The 17495-nt window shown below is 61.8% G+C and carries 18 protein-coding genes; 6 read left to right on the top strand and 12 right to left on the bottom strand.

The window, feature by feature from the left end:
- Positions 1-86 precede the first annotated feature (86 nt).
- The 4 genes from AC1Q80_RS09650 to AC1Q80_RS09665 all read right to left on the bottom strand — a co-directional run bounded on the left by AC1Q80_RS09650 (position 87) and on the right by AC1Q80_RS09665 (position 2706).
- Positions 87-554, bottom strand: coding sequence for an SRPBCC family protein (locus tag AC1Q80_RS09650; protein ID WP_492360265.1), 468 nt, complete (start codon positions 552-554; stop codon positions 87-89).
- 51 nt (positions 555-605) lie between these two features.
- The gene (locus AC1Q80_RS09655) at positions 606-917 is read right to left on the bottom strand and encodes an ArsR/SmtB family transcription factor (RefSeq protein WP_492360266.1); all 312 of its coding nucleotides are present in this window, start codon (positions 915-917) and stop codon (positions 606-608) included.
- Positions 918-1069: 152 nt separating this feature from the next.
- Positions 1070-1723 carry a VIT1/CCC1 transporter family protein gene (locus AC1Q80_RS09660; protein ID WP_492360267.1) on the bottom strand — a complete coding sequence of 218 codons (654 nt, stop codon included), beginning with the start codon at positions 1721-1723 and terminating at the stop codon, positions 1070-1072.
- A gap of 59 nt (positions 1724-1782) precedes the next feature.
- The gene (locus AC1Q80_RS09665) at positions 1783-2706 is read right to left on the bottom strand and encodes a LysR substrate-binding domain-containing protein (RefSeq protein WP_173420319.1); all 924 of its coding nucleotides are present in this window, start codon (positions 2704-2706) and stop codon (positions 1783-1785) included.
- 113 nt (positions 2707-2819) lie between these two features.
- On the opposite strand from AC1Q80_RS09665, the gene AC1Q80_RS09670 reads away from it, so the two are divergent.
- From AC1Q80_RS09670 to AC1Q80_RS09685, 4 genes are all read left to right on the top strand, one after another.
- Positions 2820-3095 (top strand): hypothetical protein, encoded by a 276-nt coding sequence (locus AC1Q80_RS09670; protein ID WP_492360268.1) that lies wholly within the window; start codon positions 2820-2822, stop codon positions 3093-3095.
- A gap of 99 nt (positions 3096-3194) precedes the next feature.
- A complete protein-coding gene (locus tag AC1Q80_RS09675; protein ID WP_173420321.1) occupies positions 3195-3398 on the top strand; it encodes a hypothetical protein in 204 nt (67 codons plus the stop codon).
- 1028 nt (positions 3399-4426) lie between these two features.
- Positions 4427-5431: a GlxA family transcriptional regulator gene (locus tag AC1Q80_RS09680; protein WP_173420322.1), complete on the top strand. Its 1005-nt coding sequence runs from the start codon at positions 4427-4429 to the stop codon at positions 5429-5431.
- Positions 5432-5753: 322 nt separating this feature from the next.
- Positions 5754-6353 (top strand): YdeI/OmpD-associated family protein, encoded by a 600-nt coding sequence (locus AC1Q80_RS09685; RefSeq protein WP_492360269.1) that lies wholly within the window; start codon positions 5754-5756, stop codon positions 6351-6353.
- 58 nt (positions 6354-6411) lie between these two features.
- Here AC1Q80_RS09685 and AC1Q80_RS09690 read toward each other — a convergent pair whose 3' ends face one another.
- From AC1Q80_RS09690 to AC1Q80_RS09715, 6 genes are all read right to left on the bottom strand, one after another.
- Complete coding sequence (locus AC1Q80_RS09690) at positions 6412-6894, bottom strand: VOC family protein (protein WP_209791416.1); 483 nt, start codon at positions 6892-6894, stop codon at positions 6412-6414.
- Between the two features lie 174 nt (positions 6895-7068).
- Entirely contained in the window at positions 7069-8370 is a 1302-nt protein-coding gene (locus AC1Q80_RS09695) for a GGDEF domain-containing protein (RefSeq protein ID WP_492360270.1), read from the bottom strand.
- A 396-nt stretch (positions 8371-8766) separates the two neighbouring features.
- Complete coding sequence (locus tag AC1Q80_RS09700; RefSeq protein WP_173420325.1) at positions 8767-9600, bottom strand: response regulator; 834 nt, start codon at positions 9598-9600, stop codon at positions 8767-8769.
- Between the two features lie 158 nt (positions 9601-9758).
- The gene (locus AC1Q80_RS09705) at positions 9759-10124 is read right to left on the bottom strand and encodes a response regulator transcription factor (RefSeq protein WP_173420326.1); all 366 of its coding nucleotides are present in this window, start codon (positions 10122-10124) and stop codon (positions 9759-9761) included.
- The gene (locus tag AC1Q80_RS09710; protein WP_492360271.1) at positions 10117-10797 is read right to left on the bottom strand and encodes a response regulator transcription factor; all 681 of its coding nucleotides are present in this window, start codon (positions 10795-10797) and stop codon (positions 10117-10119) included. Before AC1Q80_RS09710 ends, AC1Q80_RS09705 begins: the two co-directional genes overlap by 8 nt.
- A 9-nt stretch (positions 10798-10806) precedes the next feature.
- Positions 10807-12642: a sensor histidine kinase gene (locus AC1Q80_RS09715; RefSeq protein ID WP_492360272.1), complete on the bottom strand. Its 1836-nt coding sequence runs from the start codon at positions 12640-12642 to the stop codon at positions 10807-10809.
- A gap of 586 nt (positions 12643-13228) precedes the next feature.
- Here AC1Q80_RS09715 and AC1Q80_RS09720 point away from each other — a divergent pair.
- Positions 13229-14785, top strand: a complete 1557-nt coding sequence (locus tag AC1Q80_RS09720) for an arylsulfatase (RefSeq protein WP_209791486.1) — start codon at positions 13229-13231, stop codon at positions 14783-14785.
- A gap of 178 nt (positions 14786-14963) precedes the next feature.
- The gene (locus tag AC1Q80_RS09725; RefSeq protein WP_173420328.1) at positions 14964-16373 is read left to right on the top strand and encodes an adenylate/guanylate cyclase domain-containing protein; all 1410 of its coding nucleotides are present in this window, start codon (positions 14964-14966) and stop codon (positions 16371-16373) included.
- A gap of 28 nt (positions 16374-16401) precedes the next feature.
- Here the strand turns inward: AC1Q80_RS09725 and AC1Q80_RS09730 are convergent, their stop codons facing one another.
- Positions 16402-16608 carry a hypothetical protein gene (locus tag AC1Q80_RS09730; RefSeq protein WP_492360273.1) on the bottom strand — a complete coding sequence of 69 codons (207 nt, stop codon included), beginning with the start codon at positions 16606-16608 and terminating at the stop codon, positions 16402-16404.
- 203 nt (positions 16609-16811) lie between these two features.
- Positions 16812-17453, bottom strand: coding sequence for a Vgb family protein (locus AC1Q80_RS09735; RefSeq protein ID WP_173420330.1), 642 nt, complete (start codon positions 17451-17453; stop codon positions 16812-16814).
- Positions 17454-17495: the final 42 nt, after the last annotated feature.

The raw sequence follows: 17495 nt of genomic DNA on the forward strand, positions 1-17495 counted from the left end.
GCCTCCCAACCTCTCCCCGCCTGCGAGGAGAGGTCGCGGCAGCGGGATACTGGCTGCTTCCACAAAGGCCATGGAACCGCGGCGCCTCACGCAGCCTGCGCCGCAAACGCTCCCAGCAACCCTGCCCAGCCACCTTCGGAATCGAGCGACGTGCGCGCCTCGTTCGCCTTGGCGCCATAGTTCGCCAGGTCGCGATGTTCGAGCCGCACCACCGTGCCGCCGTCGGTCGCGGGTTCGAAGATCACTTCCACCTCGGTCTGGAAATCCGGATCGAAGACCCATTCGGCATTGAGTTGCCAGGCGAAGACAATGCGCTTCGGCGGCTCGCAGGCCAGCACCCGCCCCCATTCCTTCTCTTCGCCGGAATTGCCGATCTCGTACCAGCGACCTCCCGAAAACGGCTCGACCACGACGGTCGTCTGTCCGCTTGCCGTCAGGCTGTGGCTCTTCAGCCACCACTCGCCCATATATGAAACGAAGATCTCGAAGGCGCGCTGCGGCAGCACGCCGACGGTCACGGATTTGCGCACCGGCGCAGGTTCGATGCGGTGCATGTCACGGCCTCCCGTTTGTCTCACCGGCTGCGTCTCGCGCCATGCCGACGCTCAGATGGCTCCATCCAGGTCGGCCAGCGCCTTGAACGCCGCGAGCTGATCGCCCCAGAAACGATCGAGCCATTGGCGCAGCGGACGCAAGCCATCCCGGTCGATCGAATAGATGCGGCGCGCGCCTGACGGTGTGTCGCGAACGAGGCCTGCCTGCTTCAGCACCTTCAGGTGCTGAGATATCGCCGGCTGGGACACTGGCAAGGACCGGGCGATCTCTGCAACCGAGCAGCCGCCGGTCGCGAGTTTTTCGATGATCGCCCGCCGGGTGGGATCGGCGAGCGCGACAAGCACCCTGCCTTCATAAGCCATGGCTTATTATAAGCTTCTACTTATGGAAAACAACCAAGGGACTGCTATCGGCAACGCGGAAGTTTCGGCGAACTGCGCCATCCGACAAATGACATGATTTCAATAATATAGAACTTAGAAATGACTCAAGATATCAACAATCACATGCCAGTCTAGCCACCCAGCGCGATCGTCACGGCGACAAGCACGCCGCCGATCGCCGTCATCGTAAACGCCATTGGCCAGGGGCTGCGGCCCATGTACTGCCCCAGCCGGGCACCGATGACAAAGAGCATGACGAGCGCGATGGCGTTCGACACCCGCATGGCCACGTCGATCTGATCGATGAACAGGAAGGGAATGCTCGGCGGCAGCGTCGAGATGGCGACAAGCGCAAAGATGGCGAACGCTGCCTTGAGGTCACCACCCGTGACGACCCTCTGGCGGGCTGCGGCCGGCAAGGCACGGACCCGAAGCAACAGCGCATCCATCTCGGCTTGCGACGCGACCGAGCGAACGTCATCGGGCAGGTTGTCGTAAAACACGTCGCGTGCCCGCGGCAAAGGTTCGCGCTGCAGCGTCTCGATGAAGCCCTGACGCTTCACCCGCTCCACCGCCGTCGTCAGCACATGCATGACGCCATCGACGATGCCCCAGGCGAGATTGCAGCCGAAGGCGGCGATCAGCACGGCATTGACCTTTTCGCCGCCGCCCACAGCCGCACTCATGGTGCCGGTGAAGGACAGCACCATCAGCAGCCCGAAGATGATCTCCGAGAGCCGATCGATCGGATCGAGAATGGGTCGCGGCTGGTCATCGCGGGCCATCAGACATCCCCCTTGCGCGTCGATCAACGCATGACGACGTGACGGAAGCCCCCTCTGGCTCAGGCCACGGCTGACGCAAGCCGCACCTCGCCCGCCTGCATCCTCAGTTCGGCGAAAGCGTCGCGAACGTGATCGGCCACCGCGAGCACCGGCGCCGAGGCGCTATCGATCACCTGCAAACCGATATCGTAGTGGCCGAGGTCCGGCAGACCGTCGCGCTCGCCAAGCTGCACCATCTCGCCGTGGACGAGATAACGCGGCAGCGGCGCGATCGCGAGGCCGGCGAGCACGGCGGCACGCTGGCCGGTCGTGTAGGCACTCAGGAACGCAATGCGAAACTTGCGGCCGGCACGCGACAGCTTTTCCACCGCATCGGCGCGCCACACACAGCCATCTTCCCACATCGACACTGGCAGCGGGTCCTTCAGGTGGGCATTTCCACACTTGACGCCGGCCCAGACCAGCTTCTCCTGCATCAGGATCTCGGCATTCTTCGGCGCGACATCGGTCAGGCTGTTGAAGATGGCAATGTCGAGGCGATGCTCGTCGACACGCTTGCGCATGGCGGTGCTCATGCCGATCGACACGTCGACGGTTACGTTCGGATAGGATTCGGCAAAGCGCTTCAGCACCTCGGGCAGGATGCGCTCGCCGACATCCTCAGGCGCCCCGACGCGCACAACGCCGTTCATATCCGGCAACAGGAAGCGCGACACGGTTTCATTGTTGAGTGCCAGCAGGCGGCGGGCGAAGCCCAGGAGCATCTCGCCTTTCGGCGTCAAAGACACCGAGCGCGCGTCGCGCAGGAACAGCGTACAGCCAAGCAGCTCCTCGAGCTTCTTGATCTGCATCGAGACCGCCGACGGCGTGCGGTAGACCGTTTCGGCCGCAGTGGTGAAGTTGCCCGTTTCGGCGATGGCGACGAAAGTCTTCAGCACATCCATTTCAAGGAGCGGAAGCGCGTGGCGCATCATCATGTTCATGGCGGCATCCTCATTCAATAAAACTGAAAGAAAGGTTCACATCATTTCGTTTGATTGAACATCAGCAAAGACCGATAGTCAAGTTGCAAGGACGCCAAAGGAAGGAGAAGCCCATGTCCGCAGCACTTATTATCGCCGCCTCGAAGAGTTCCCGCAGTAACAGCGCCACGTCGCAGGCAGTGGTACAAAAACAGTACAGCAGGAGCAAAGACATGGTCCTCAACGCCCTTACCCAGGTCATAGCCGTCCTAGACGGTGTTGTCAGGCATCGACAGCAAAGGCAGATCGCTCGATATCGGGTGGAAGCCCAGCGCGAACTGGCCAAACTGCCGAGGCGAGTTCGCGACGACGTGATGTTTACGGACTCGCTCATAGATCACCACGTTTGATGAAAAGCATCAAACATATTCGCTGGAATGATAAGTCAGGTTGCGGCACAAGTACCGTCATGGTCGCGACCTGCTGAGACACTCAGAAGGAGCCATGAAATGTCCAATTCTCAGTTTTCATCGGCCTCGGAACGGGCATCCTCCCACTCGTCCCTTCCGGGTCTCTTCAATCTGCAGGTTCGTGCCTGGGCAGCGTGGAAGCGTCATCGCCAGGAACGCGCACTGGAAAACCTGTCCTATGACACGCTGAAGGACATCGGCTTCCCGTCGATGGACGATGCGGTGCATAAGTCCGAGCAATGACGTGACGGCTTGCCCTCTGGGCGGTCAAAGCAGTCGAATACAATGAAGGGTGTCGCTCTGATGGCGGCGCCCTTTTTCGTTGCACGGATGGCTCCCCAGCGTGCAGGGCCGGAATCTGCGGCGCCGATTTGTAGTCCCGGGCAACGGGGCACTGCGCCGTGCCGGCAAAGCCAGGCCAGCGTCGCCATTCGGCAAGACATGCACCCTACAAAGCCCGGGCTGAATACGCGGAAGATGAGATTTCGGAAAGCGCACCTGATGATGTAGGTTCGATGCATGATCGATGCTTGTCAATTCAATGTCCGCGATCAGGTCGGACGCCTTCTTTGTCCCGCATGCGGCTATCCGGATTACGCCCGCGTTGCGGCCTACGACGAGTGCGGTGGATTGGTAGGAATCACGATTTGCCCATGCTGCCTGTGGGAGCCAGGTTTCGACGACGTCCCTGGAGCCTCCCCAAAGGCTGCCAAGGATGGCATCGGCGCTTCGTTGCGAGCCTATCGCGCTGCGTGGGGCCCGGCTTTGCGTTGGCGAGGACGATTTGCAGACAAGCCATCAGCCTGGGACGGCGAGCAGCAACTGGCCCGTCTTTTCGAGCTTGCGCCGGGCATCCGCTAGCGGACCTTGAATGCAGCAGGCAACGCCCGCTCGGCTTGAGGCGTCGCCCCTCCGTCAGAGTACTTGATACGTTTCCCGCGCCTCCTGTCGACAGACGGGTCGACTTGTCTCATACCGACACCCGCCCCATCCGCCGTAAAAGTCGCAATCGGCAAACACAACCGTGACGAGAGCTTTATGATTATTGCGTATCTCTGGCAGTTCTTGTCAGATAGCGTCAATCGCGCTGCGAAATCTGTCGCTTTCCTTACAAAAGCCTGAAAGCCCTGCGCGGCCGCCTTTTCCCGCCCCATGTCGCAATGCGAAATGTCTTTGCGGTCGCTGCTTTCCATGTCAATGTCGCAAACAGACAAGCCGAAGAGTATCTTCCAAGCGACGAATATACGGCATCGCCAAGCATGGGAAGCCTCATGAACAAGCCCTTGACCAAAAAGCGTTCCATCGTCTTCTTCCTGGTTCCGAACTTTTCCATGCTGCCGTTTTCGGCTGCCATCGAAACGCTCCGCATCGCCAATCGCATGCTCGGTTACGAGGCCTATACGTGGCGCCTCACCTCGACCGACGGCGAAAAGGTTCTCTCCTCGAGTGGTATCGCCCTTGAGGTCAACTCGTCTCTCGCCGACGAACGCAAGTTCCTGGGCGGTGAGAACCGTCCGTCGATGGTGCTGGTCTGTTCCGGCATCTACGTCGAGGATTTCAACAACAAGTCGGTCAATGCCTGGCTGCGCGAAGTCTACAACCGCGGCGTCGCCGTCGGCAGCCTCTGTACGGGCGCCCATGTGCTGGCGTCTGCTGGCCTTTTGACGGGCAAGCGCTGCGCCATCCACTGGGAAAACCTGCCGGGATTCTCAGAGAATTTTCCGCAGGTCGATGTCTATGCCGACCTCTACGAGATCGACAGCAACATCTATACCTGCGCCGGCGGCACCGCCTCGCTCGATATGATGCTGAACCTGATCGACCAGGATTTCGGCGAGAACCTCGTCAACCGCGTCTGCGAACAGGCGCTGACCGACCGCGTGCGCGGACCCCACGATCGCCAGCGGCTGCCGCTGCGCGCCCGTCTCGGTGTCCAGAATGCCAAGGTGCTGTCGATCATCGAACTGATGGAAGGCAACCTTGCCGAACCGCTGTCGCTTTTGGAGATCGCCGAAGGCGCCGACCTGTCGCGCCGGCAGATCGAACGGCTGTTCCGCCAGGAAATGGGCCGGTCCCCTGCCCGCTACTATCTGGAGATCCGCCTCGACCGCGCCCGCCACCTGCTTATCCAGTCGTCGATGCCGGTCGTCGAGGTCGCCGTCGCTTGCGGTTTCGTCTCCGCGTCGCACTTCTCCAAGTGTTATCGCGAACTCTACAACCGCTCGCCGCAGCAGGAGCGCGCCGACCGCAAGCTGACGCTGCAAATGGCGCGGTAGGAACAAACGACGGAGAAAAGACAAAGGGCGGATTTATCCGCCCTTTTTGCTGTCAAAAGCTACGGTCAACGGCCGCGACAGACACCTTTCCGCGCCGTGGTTCGGGCCGGAGGATGACGGGAAGAAAGCCCAAGCTTCAGCCTTGGCAACCATCTCCGCGCTGAGTTCCGTCGCCTGTTCCGTGTTTGCACCTTGCAGAATAGTTCGCCGCGGTTCGCTTGCCCGCGCGCGATTTAGCCTTGATGTTACAACCCTGGGGAATCATCAGCGCAGCAGCGTCCCGTTGGTCCCAGACACGCCACGACCAGGAGCAAGCCGCCCTATGGCACCCGTGATCATCGACCCTGAAAAAGTCCGCGAATTCGAGGACAAGGAGCGCTTCTATGCCTGGCTTGGCGCCAACCACGCGAGCGAAACCGAGGTCTGGATCAAGATCCACAAGGTCAGCTCCGGGCTGAAATCGATCACGCCGAAGGAAGCGATCGACGTGATCCTGTGCTGGGGCTGGATTGACGGCGTGCGCAAGGGCCTCGACGACAAAAGCTTCCTGCAGCGCTACACCCCACGCGGCAGGAAGAGCATCTGGAGCCAGATCAACGTCGACAACGTCGCCCGGCTGATTGCCGAGGGACGCATGACCCCGCACGGCCTGAAAGAGGTTGAGGCGGCCAAGGCCGATGGCCGCTGGGACCGCGCCTATGGCAGCGGCAAGGATATGAAGATCCCCGACGACCTGCAGGCGGCGATCGATGCCGAGCCGGAGGCGAAGGAAATGCTTGCAAAGCTCAGCGCTCAGAACCGCTTCGCGATCGCCTTCCGCACCCACAACATGAAGACCGAGGCCGGCCGCCGAAAGAAGATCGAAACCTTCGTCGAGATGCTGAAGCGCGGCGAGACGATCTATCCGCAGGCGCGGAAATAGCATCGGCCAGCGCCCCCCGCTGCCGCAAGCCGCCGGCACTGGCGCGCGACGACCCTGCTCAGACCCGGGCGTGGAAGGCGCGCTCCAACCCGGCGATATCGAGCTTGATCATGCCGAGCATCGCCTCGGTCGCCCGTTTGGCGCGGTCGCGATCGGAATGAGCGACCATATCGCCGAGCACCCTCGGTACGATCTGCCAGCACAGCCCCCAGCGATCCCGGATCCAGCCGCATTGCTCGACCTCTCCGCCGTTTTCGAGCAAAGCGCTCCAGAGACGATCGATCTCCTCCTGGGTGTCGCACTGGATCATGATCGAGAACGAATGGTTAAACGGGTCGAGCGGCCCGGCCTCGAGCGCCAGGAACTCCTGCTTGCCCAGTGTGAACTCGATCACCTTGACGCTGCCGGCCGGACCCGCCGGCGACTCCGCCGGCATCACGGTCGTGCGGGTGATCGCCGAGCCGGGAACGAGCGAGATATAGAACTCGACGGCCTTGAGCGCGTCCTTCTCGAACCAGAGATTTGAGACAACATTGGTCATCTGCGGGCTCCTCCTTGTCAGTCTGGATCCTATCCAGATAACCGAAGGACGTTTCGCCGCATCCGCAGCCGACAATGCATCGGGATTTATCGCCGCCGCATCGGCAGGCAACGCTTCGCGGTGCGAAACGGTTCTATCCCGCTGGGCCAGCCGAGAATGGCAGGTCTCGGCCCGTTACGACGCCAGCGCGTCGAGCAGGGCCAGTTCGGAGATCACGCGGTTTCGGCCCGCGTGCTTGGCCATGTAGAGAAACTGGTCGGCGGCATGCAGATAGTTCTCGAAGGATTCGGGCGCCTCGATGGTCGCCAGCCCGATCGATACGGTGATCGACAGTTCCTCGTCATCAGCAACGATGCGTGACTTTGCCAGTTCGATGCGCAGCTTCTCGCAGAAGGCGAAGGCGCGCTGGACGTCGAAGCCGTTGAACAGGATACCGAATTCCTCGCCGCCGAGGCGGGCGAGCAGATGTTCGTCGCCGACCAGCGTCGTCAGCCGCTTGGCCACATGCTTGAGGACGACATCGCCGATCTCGTGACCGTAAGTGTCGTTCAGCCGCTTGAAATGATCGATGTCGAGGATGGCGATCGCAGTTGTCTCGCCACGCCGCAGGCACTGCTCGACCAGGCGCGGGCCGGTCAGGAAGAAATGGCGGCGGTTGTAGATATCGGTCAGGTAGTCGCTCGCCGCCTGGCGCTGCAGGGTCTGTAGCCGCTTCTGGATGCCGGCGGCGTAGGCGATCCGGCCGTTGAATTCGGCCTCCAGGAACGGTTTCTGGATGAAGTCCGTACCGCCAGCCTCAAGGAACTTTGCGCCGATACGCCGGTCGCCACTGTCGGAAAGCGCGATCACCGGCAGCGCCTCATCGCCCTGGCGCTGACGCACTTCGGCAAGCAGCGCCGCGCCGGTCATGTCGCAAAGATCGAGATCTGTGACGACCACATCGATCGCCTCGCCCGAGTCGAGCACCTGCAGCGCGTCGGCTGCCGAGCCGACCTCACAGACCGAAATCCGTTGCCGGCGCAGAATGCCGGCCAGCTCTTCACGCGAAACCGCGTCGGAATCGGCAAGCAGCACAGTTGTCTTGCCATTGGTCAGGGCACGGTCGACAGCGCCAATCAAGAGATTGATCGATTCCGGCTGGTTCTTGATGACGCAGTCGAGAGCACCGCGTCCGAGGATCTGGTCGCGCGTGCTGTCGTTGAACGCCGCAGTGAAGACCACCGCCGGCACATTGTTTTCGAGGATGAAATCGAGCGCCTCGCAATTGGGCGCATCGGGAAGGTTGAGGTCGAGCACAGCGAGCGAAAAGCAGCCCGGATCCGCAGCCATTTCCTGGCGTAGCGCCTCCAGCGAGGCGCAGTGCGTCACGCGGATTCCATGCACCGTTTCGAGGCCATACTTCAGTGCGGTGGCAAACATGCGGGAATCTTCGATGAGTAGCATGCGCTTGTCGCTGTGCTTCTGCACAGAATTCATCCGACCTGGCGTGCGGCGCAATCTCACGTCCCTGCAAATCCCGATTTCGAGCCGCAGGCGTGCTTGCCCCAAAAGGGCGACGCTGGCTCCCAATATACCGTTATACCCGATACGGATCGCGCCCAACGTTTCGTCTTGGCACGACCAGGCGGTACCGGGTCCCCACTTTTTTATTGCGGCCGATTGAAGACGGTCCTGATTGCAATTTCGTTAATGGAGCAACCGTAAGGAGTCTTTTCTCGCAACCCGGGCAATTTTAGGGGTCGCAAGCGCAGGAAATCTGCGAAGGCGCCGGCTTGTCTTGCCGACGGAAGAACACCACCGCCGTCAACAGAAGGCGATGGTCAAGCGAGAAACGAAGAAAGGCGGGCCGTCCGGCGGCATCCGCCCTGCGGCTTACGCCGGGACTTTTACCTTTTCGCTCAAGGTCTTGATCTTCGTCAGCGTATCGAGGTTCTGGTTGACGCGGCAGTAGAACTCCTCGTTGACGAACGGGCGCACGACAAAGTCGTTGCCGCCGGCTTTCAGGAAACGCGCCGACAGGAGCCGGTTGGTCGAGGACGAAACACCGATGATGCGCAGCTGGTGCGGGCCGTAGGCGCTGCGAATGCGCCGTGTCAGTTCGAAGCCATCGATATCGGGCATATTGTAGTCGGTGATGACAAGGCCGATGTCGGGATTGTTTTTCAGGATCTCGAGCGCCACCGCGCCGTTTTCCGCCGAGCTGGTGCGGAAGTTGTAGCGCTTCAGCTGCGTCGTCAGCAGCGCGCGTGCCGTCGGACTGTCGTCGACGATCAGCACATGGTGCTTGTGGTTGGTGAGAAACCGGCAGACCGATTCCGCCAGCATGTCGACGGCAAAGACGCTGTCCTTGATGACGTAGTCGACGATTTCCATCGCCAGGATCTTCTCGCGCGTCGACTCCTGGAAGGAGCCGGTGAAGATGACCGTCGGCACGCTCATCTCGATGAGGTAGTTGAGCGCCTCGCCATTCTCGGCACCGGGCAGGTTGATGTTGGAAATGGCGAGCGAGGCCGGGAATGTCGCATTTTCGACAGCAAACTGCAGGTCGTCATAATCGCGGCAGACGATCACGTCGATGTCGAACAGCTCTTTCAGCCGCTTCGAGACCATCGACGAAAACAGGTTGGAGTCCTCGGCAAGCACGATGCGGTGCTCAGCAAGGGATTCGCCGGAATAGTACATTCCGGAAACGCCGAAAAATGACATTGATCGCCTTTAAGTAAAGAGTGTCCCCGAAACCATGCTAGAGGAGAAAGACTTTCCCGGCTGTTAATAAGACAGCCGTGAAATGACGACTGCCGGGAGGGAACGAAGCCCGCGTGAGACGACATCGGCTCTGAAGGTCTGCGGATCGGCAAGGCCGCTTACGGCAAGCCGCCGATGACGGCCGAAAGGGCATCCCGCGACAAGGGCTTCTTCAGGAATGCGGCAGCGCCTGCGTTCAGACAGCGTTCGCGTGCACTCTCGTCTTGCGAACCGGTTATGATCACCGCCGCGAGCGGTGCCCGCCGCGCGCGCAACTCGACCAGCACCTCCAGGCCGTTCATCTCAGGCATATGGAGATCGACCAGCGCGCAGAACGGCGTGTCGCTATCGAGCGCCTTCAGGAATGCCTCTCCCGACGCGAAGGCGATAGCCCTGTAGGACAGGGAGACGACAAGGCGACAAAGTGCGCGACGAACCAGGTCGTCGTCGTCCACGATCGCAATGGCGGACCTTTCCTCACTCATCCAGCATTCTTACAGCATCACCCCGCGTTGTCGTAGTTGGACCTGGGTCCAATGCCCCGAGCGCTGCGTCTGCAAGTGCGACGAGCCGGACGAGATCGGCGACGGTCCGCACGCCCATCTTCGTCATCATCCGGCCCCGGTGGACCTTGACCGTCTTTTCCACCGTACCGAGATCGGCGGCGATCTGCTTGTTGAGCCTGCCGGCGACGACGAGATCCAGAACCTGGGCTTCCCGCGGCGTCAGGCTTTCAAGGCGCCGGCGAACCGACGCGCGCCTACACTCCTGTTCCTGCTCCGCCCGTGTGCGCGACAGCGCGACCTCCACGGCAGCAAGCAAGGCCTGCGCATCGACCGGCTTCGTCAGGAAGTCCACTGCGCCGGCCTTCATCGCCTTCACGCTTGCGGGGATATCGCCTCGCCCGGTGAGAAAGATGATGGAGCGGCGGCCTCCCCCCGAGGTCAGAGCTTGCTGTGCGGCGAGCCCGTCGATGCCGGGCAGGCCAAGATCAAGGATGAAGCAGTCCGCAGTATCGAGGTCGCTCGAGGCCAGCATCGCTTCGGCACTCAGAAACGCTTGGACGCCATAGCCCGACGCGCCCAGCAGCCTTTTCAGCGCCCGCAGCACAAGTTCGTCGTCATCCAGCAGAAAAATGCTTCCGGCGCTCTGGCCCATTCTCCACCTCTATGCCGCAGGCAAGGCGATCACGGCGCGCGCGCCGCGCTCAACGCTGTCGTCGAAGAACAGTTTCCCACCTTGCGCCTCGATGATCGACCGGCAGATCGCAAGCCCAAGACCGAGCCCGGTCTTCTTGGTACTGACGAACGGCTTGAACACCTCGTTGCGCATCTCCGGCGGAACGCCCGGTCCCCTGTCGGAGACAGCCAGTTCACGGGTGCCATCTTCGCGCCGGCGCACGCTGATTTCAACCTTTCGCTGCTTGGACGGCATCGTCTCCATGGCGTCGGCTGCGTTCAGGAGCAGGTTGAGGATCACCTGCTGCAGCTGCACCAGATTTGCCTTCACACGTTCTTCGCCAGGGCTTTCGATCACGGTCACCTCGGTGCGTCGGGCCATGAGCTCGGCGCTCGCCAGCGTCACCGTCGTGCGCACGGCCTCGTTGAGGTCGAGAACCTCCAGCGAAGCATCGCCCTTCAGCATCATGCTTCGCAATTGCGCGATGACCGAAGCGGCACGCTTGTCGTCGGCAATGATGTCATCAAAGATTTCCTTGACCTCGGTGCGATCGAAGGCGTCTGCCATGGCGAGCCGCTGGCCGGCCTCGGCATTGGCGAGAATGGAGGTGAGCGGCTGTGCCAGCTCATGGGCGAGAGCGCCGGAGAGTTCGCCGAGCTGCGATCGGCGCGACAGATGCGCGAGTTCGAGCCGCTCGGTGGACAGGGCCTCCTCCAGCCTGCGTCGGCGCCTGTCCTGAACGAGCAATGCACCGATGGTCATGGTCTGCGCGGCGATCACCGTTAGCGCGATCAGGATCTGCAGCCGGTAACGCTCCCAGGCGGTTGGCTCGTAGTTGAGGATCTGCGTTCCCTCAGGGATCATGGCGCGATCGATGCCCCAACGCTGGATTTCTCGCCAATCCACCAGGTTCGCCTCCCGCGCAAAGGTGGTCTGGGCCGATGCGGCGTCTCCGTCCAGCACCTGGAGTGCCAGGTCCGCCATCTGTCTTCCGATCATATCGAAGGTTCCGACATGGCCTGCCAGAACGTTTGAGCCGAAATAGGAACTGTAGACCGTGTAGACAGGCACGCCAGACACTTTGGCAATCGCAGCAACAGCTTCACGCGGGACGAACTTTTCTCCCTCCGAATCCTCGAAGATGGACAGTATCAGCATCACCGCATCGGCCGGCAGCGCGGCTGCGGTCTGCTTGAAGCCGTCGAGCGACAGGCCGGACACATACGAGACGTCGAAACCCGCATGGTGATCGCCAAGCGCTGCCCGGGCTGTGGCCTCCCAATTCCGATCGAAGCCGGAGGAACCGGATACGATAACCGCCTTCTTCGCCTGCGGTTGAAGCTGCCTTGCCAGTTGCAGCGTCTTGCCGACATCGAACCGACTGAGGACGCCCTTCACATTGGCCGGCAACGGCTCGCTCACCGACGTATCCCTGACGGCACCAAAGACGATGGGCACACCGTTTGCCAACCGGTCGCGCCGATCCATGAGGAAGCGCAGCGCCCCCGGCCCAACCGCGATGACGACATCGAGAGGCACGTCGCGATATTTCGCCTCCAGATCTTCGGAAAGGTGCTTGAGGCGATCGGCCGAAGGAAAGCGAACAATGTCCAGATATTCGCTGTAGATCTCGATATGCCCGGGTTCGCCCGATGCGAGTTGCGCACGCAGTCCGGCCGCAACCTCCACCGCCGCGAACAAGGTGCTGTCATTCTCGTAGACGATCAAGATGCGTTGGGTCGACACCGCTGCCGCCGACGTCGACGCAAAGACGAGAAACACAAGCGTCGCGACCACCAGTCGGCATCGAAATCGAAGTCCCATGCTGTTCAGGCACCTTCTTCAATGCAGAGGAACGGTTTCAGCGTCGGGCGAACTCTCAATGAATGCGGTCATATCTGCAGGCGCGAGAGGCAAACTCTTCGTTGCTGCCTTATCCATAGAGGACACTATGGAGTTGTATGTCAAATATCTCAATTAGAATAGAGACTTCCTACCACAATTGGGCCTGGTCGTCAGCATCGGCGACACACGCAGCGCTGCCGCACTGGCCTCTTCAAGGCGACCGACCGGCATTTGCCTAGTTGGCCCTTGGTCCAACTATTCTTCCTCAACAAATGCACGAGAATGTCCGGCGATATCAGATGGCATCACAATGCCGTCCTCGCGCGGCTTTCCGCGTCTGGGGTCCGGCACACATTTTCCGCAACTCGCATGATCAGGCGAGCAGAACGGCCGCAAGTGCCGAGCGCCTCACCGACGTCATTCCAAGAGGAGAAGCCCAGTGAACGATGATATTGCATCCACACCGCAGGAAGACATCGAGAGCAGTCCCGAGCTTCAGAAAAACGGTCTCAGCCGACGCAGCGTGCTTTTGGGCGGCACTGCCCTTGCGGCAGCCGCCACCGCAATGGTTTCGACCACCGGTGTCAAACCGGCACACGCCCAGGCGAGCACCTCGGGGTCCGCAGCCAAGCCCAACATTCTCGTGATCTGGGGCGACGACATCGGCACCTGGAACATCAGCCACAACAACCGCGGCATGATGGGCTATGAAACGCCGAATATCGACCGCATCGCCAAGGAAGGCCTGGCCTTCACCGATTATTACGCCCAGCAGAGCTGCACGGCGGGACGCGCGGCCTTCATCGGCGGCAACGTTCCGGTGCGCACCGGCATGACCAAGGTCGGCCTGCCCGGCGCGCCGCAGGGCTGGCAGAAGACGGACGTCACCATGGCCACGGTTCTCAAGAGCCAGGGCTACGCCACCGGTCAGTTCGGCAAGAACCACCAGGGCGACCGCGACGAGCACCTGCCGACCATGCACGGCTTCGACGAATTCCTCGGCAACCTCTACCACCTCAACGCCGAGGAAGAGCCGGAAAACCGCGACTATCCGAAGGACCGGGTGCTTGCCAACGGCAAGACGTTCGGTGAGCAGTTCGGACCACGCGGCGTCCTGCATACCTGGGCCAATGCTGATGGCACCCAGAAGATCGAGAATACCGGCCCGCTGACCAAGAAACGCATGGAAACGATCGACGACGAGAGCCTTGCCGCCGCCAAGGACTTCATCACCCGGCAGAACCAGGCCGGAAAGCCCTTTTTCGTCTGGTGGAACGGCACGCGCATGCACTTCCGCACCCATGTCAAGGCTGAGCATACCGGCATTTCCGGCCCGAGCGGCGACGAGTATCACGACGGCATGGTCGAGCACGACATGCATGTCGGCGAACTCCTGAAGCTGCTCGATGACCTGGGGATCGCCGACGATACGGTGGTGATGTATTCCACCGACAACGGCCCGCACTACAACACCTGGCCGGATGCCGGCACGACGCCGTTCCGCAGCGAGAAGAACTCCAACTGGGAAGGCGCCTATCGCGTGCCGACCTTCGCTCGCTGGCCCGGGCATTTCCCCGCCGGCAAGACGCTAAACGGCATCGTCTCGCATGAAGACTGGCTGCCCACCTTCGCCGCAATCGCCGGCGAACCGGAGATCAAGGAAAAGCTGAAGAACACCGTCGAACTCAACGGACGCCAGTACAAGAACTACATCGACGGCTACAACCAGCTCGATTATCTCTCGGGCAAAGCAGGCGAGTCGCCGCGCCACGAGTTCTGGTACGTCAACGATGACGGACAGGTGGTGGCCGCACGCTACGACGACTGGAAGGTCGTATTCCTGGAAAACCGCGGCGAGGCCTTCGGTGTCTGGCGCGAACCGTTCATCGAACTGCGCACACCACTGTTGTTCAACCTGCGCCGTGACCCGTTCGAGCGGGCGCAGCACAACGCCAATGTCTACAACGACTGGTTCCTCGATCGCGCCTTCGTGGTCGTGCCGATCCAGGCGCTGGCGTCGAACTTCCTCCTGACGATGAAGGAATTCCCGCCCAGCCAGACCCCCGGCTCGTTCAACCTCTCCAAGATCGAGGAGAGCCTGAAGGCCGGCATGGGCAACTGATCGGCTGACGAGCTGAACAGCAAGCACAACAAGGCCCGGCGTGAGAGACGTCGGGCCTTGTTGCATCGGGTGGCCGCCGATGGGATCGCGTGGATCGCCGATCGCAGCGCTGCGGCCAACATTCGGGCAACAGGACAATTCCATGACCCGAGCGCCCGTTTCGGTATATGATGCCGGCATGAGCGAAACCCAGGCCCTTTTCGATGTGCTTCGCCAGTCGGCGATACCCAGCTTCGTCGATGCCCTCGAGTTGCACGTGCGCGAGGCGCCCGACCGCAAGCTCGGACGTATCAATGCGCTCGCCTTTGCCGCCGAGCACCGGCTCGACGAGGAAAAGACCATCGCCGGTTTCCTGCATGCCTCCCGTCTCGGCCTGTTCGAACTGTCCTGGAATGTGCTGTGTCCGGGCTGCGGTGGCGTGCTCGACGCCAACACGTCGCTGAAAACCGTGCAGAGCGAGGCCTATACCTGTGCGCTCTGCGCCGCCGGCTACGAGCCGACGCTGGACGAGATGATCGAGGTGACGTTCACGGTCAGCCCGCGCGTCCGCCACATCGAGGCTCACAATCCGCACGAGTTGTCCGCCGCCGAATATTTCCGCCAGATCTACTGGGGCTCCGGCGTCGACCTGCCCGACGATCACTACGATGAAATGGTCGAGGACTTCGTGCTCGAGACGCTGGAACTGCCGCCTGGCGAAAAGGCCGTTATCGCGCTGCAGCTTCCGGCCGAGTTCGTCATCATCTTCGAGCCGGTAACCCACGCCGCGCAGTTCCTCGACGTCTCCGGAGAGCCGACGAAGGAAAGACGCAATTTGTCGCTGGTGTTCGACCGCACGCACCGGCACAGCGAGACCATCAGCCTGCAGCCGGGGCCACTGCGCATCCAGGTGGAAAACCATTCGGAGGTCCGCACCCTGCCAAGCGTCTGCATCGCCGGCGAAGCGCTGCACGCGCTGCTCGGGCGCCGACGCCCCTTCCTGACCGCCAAGCGGCTGCTCTCCAACCAGACGTTCCGCGACATCTACCGCACCGATACGATCGACGTCGACCAGCGCCTGAAAATCACCAGCCTGACGTTTCTCTTCACCGATCTGCGCGGCTCGACAGAGCTTTACGAGCGCGTCGGCGACCTCGCCGCCTTCGACCTGGTCAAGACCCATTTCAGCGTTCTGAACGAGATCGTGGCCGCGGAAGCCGGCGCCGTCGTCAAGACTATCGGCGACGCCGTGATGGCGACCTTCCCGACACCCGACCGAGCCATCGCGGCGGCCGTGCGGATGCGCGACGCCATGCGCCAGCTCAACAACGAGCGCAGCAGCGAAGACCTGTTGCTGAAGATCGGCATCCACGAGGGGCCCTGCATCGCCGTCAGCCTTAACGAGCGGCAGGACTATTTCGGCCAGACGGTCAACATCGCCTCGCGGGTGCAGCACCTGGCCACCGCCCACGAAATCTTCGCCACCAGCGCGGTGCTCAAGCATCCGGCCGCCGCCGGCCTGCTGAGCGACCGCGGCCTCAACCCGATGACCCACAACGTCACGCTGCGCGGCATCACCAACGAGATCAGCATTTTCGCGATCCCGTGACCTTTTCTTGAGGCGCGGGCCTTGCGCCTCAGTCCGCCAGGATGAACAGAAGGTCGAAAAACACGGACGGCGCCTGTGAGAGCAGCGCGCCGCTGCCATAGCCGACGATGCCCCCTGTGGCTGCGCCCATCCAACCGTTAGCCTCCCAGCCCGAAAAGATCCCGATGGCGGTCGCCATCCCGACGAGGCAGACGATCCACAGACTGTACATGACCGATCGCAACGCCCTGTCCATTCCACCTCCGCCCATGCCCCAACCTGGTGTGGCGCGTCAGCCGCTCGCCGTCGCCCTCAAGGGGAAGCTCATCCTCAGATTTCACCCCTGCATTGCAGATGGATAGAACGACAAGCCATTACAAGTGGCGTCTGCAAGGCTGGCAGCGCGGATCGGCGGAGGCGTTTGGCCATCGCACCGCCCGGCTGCCGGCGCTGCAAGGCTCAGGCATTCCGTCGTGGCCGGCGAACCACTCTGACCTTGCCGCTGCCGCCACCGCCGCAGAAGAAGCGGTCGCCGCCATCGGCCTCGAGCCCGGACACGCCCATCCCTACCGGCATGTCGAGCCTCTCCAGCACCTCGCCTGTTTGCGGATCGATGCGCCTGACATCACTTTCGTCACCTTCCCAGGTGCCATGCCACAGGTCGCCGTCGACCCAGGTGACGCCGGTGACGACGCGGTTGGATTCGATCGTGCGCAGGATGGCGCCGGTCTCGGGGTCTATCTGATGGATTTTCCGGCCACGATGCTGCCCCACCCAGAGCGTGCCCTCGGCCCAGGCAAGGCCGGAATCTCCGCCCTTTCCCGGCGCCGGGATCGTCGCAACGATTTGGCCGGTCTTCGGATCGATCTTGCGGATGCGATCCTCGGCGATCTGGTAGAGGTACTCGCCGTCGAAGGCCGTGCCCGCATGGGCGGCAACGTCGATGGAGCGCACCGTCTCGCCGCTTTCCGGGTCGAGCGCATTCAACCTGTCGCCGGTGGCAAACCAGACGTGGCGGCCATCAAAGGTGACGCCATGCACCTGGTCGGCACCGGGAAACGGGCCGTATTCACGGATAATTTCGGCCGCAGTTCGTTTCATCGCTTCATCCTCATGCATCTTGCTGACGATCGGGACGGCTCA

The sequence above is a fragment of the Ensifer sp. GW823-FHT05D09 genome (assembly GCF_058795755.1).

Bases quoted from the DNA above. Each gene is read 5' to 3' on its own strand.
- AC1Q80_RS09660 (WP_492360267.1), bottom strand. From the start codon at position 1,723: ATGGCCCGCGATGACCAGCCGCGACCCATTCTCGATCCGATCGATCGG.
- AC1Q80_RS09670 (WP_492360268.1), top strand. From the start codon at position 2,820: ATGTCCGCAGCACTTATTATCGCCGCCTCGAAGAGTTCCCGCAGTAAC.
- AC1Q80_RS09675 (WP_173420321.1), top strand. From the start codon at position 3,195: ATGTCCAATTCTCAGTTTTCATCGGCCTCGGAACGGGCATCCTCCCAC.
- AC1Q80_RS09730 (WP_492360273.1), bottom strand. From the start codon at position 16,608: ATGGACAGGGCGTTGCGATCGGTCATGTACAGTCTGTGGATCGTCTGC.
- AC1Q80_RS09700 (WP_173420325.1), bottom strand. From the start codon at position 9,600: ATGTCATTTTTCGGCGTTTCCGGAATGTACTATTCCGGCGAATCCCTT.
- AC1Q80_RS09665 (WP_173420319.1), bottom strand. From the start codon at position 2,706: ATGAACATGATGATGCGCCACGCGCTTCCGCTCCTTGAAATGGATGTG.
- AC1Q80_RS09725 (WP_173420328.1), top strand. From the start codon at position 14,964: ATGAGCGAAACCCAGGCCCTTTTCGATGTGCTTCGCCAGTCGGCGATA.
- AC1Q80_RS09680 (WP_173420322.1), top strand. From the start codon at position 4,427: ATGAACAAGCCCTTGACCAAAAAGCGTTCCATCGTCTTCTTCCTGGTT.
- AC1Q80_RS09735 (WP_173420330.1), bottom strand. From the start codon at position 17,453: ATGAAACGAACTGCGGCCGAAATTATCCGTGAATACGGCCCGTTTCCC.
- AC1Q80_RS09710 (WP_492360271.1), bottom strand. From the start codon at position 10,797: ATGGGCCAGAGCGCCGGAAGCATTTTTCTGCTGGATGACGACGAACTT.
- AC1Q80_RS09720 (WP_209791486.1), top strand. From the start codon at position 13,229: ATGGTTTCGACCACCGGTGTCAAACCGGCACACGCCCAGGCGAGCACC.
- AC1Q80_RS09650 (WP_492360265.1), bottom strand. From the start codon at position 554: ATGCACCGCATCGAACCTGCGCCGGTGCGCAAATCCGTGACCGTCGGC.
- AC1Q80_RS09655 (WP_492360266.1), bottom strand. From the start codon at position 917: ATGGCTTATGAAGGCAGGGTGCTTGTCGCGCTCGCCGATCCCACCCGG.
- AC1Q80_RS09715 (WP_492360272.1), bottom strand. From the start codon at position 12,642: ATGGGACTTCGATTTCGATGCCGACTGGTGGTCGCGACGCTTGTGTTT.
- AC1Q80_RS09685 (WP_492360269.1), top strand. From the start codon at position 5,754: ATGGCACCCGTGATCATCGACCCTGAAAAAGTCCGCGAATTCGAGGAC.
- AC1Q80_RS09705 (WP_173420326.1), bottom strand. From the start codon at position 10,124: ATGAGTGAGGAAAGGTCCGCCATTGCGATCGTGGACGACGACGACCTG.
- AC1Q80_RS09690 (WP_209791416.1), bottom strand. From the start codon at position 6,894: ATGACCAATGTTGTCTCAAATCTCTGGTTCGAGAAGGACGCGCTCAAG.
- AC1Q80_RS09695 (WP_492360270.1), bottom strand. From the start codon at position 8,370: ATGAATTCTGTGCAGAAGCACAGCGACAAGCGCATGCTACTCATCGAA.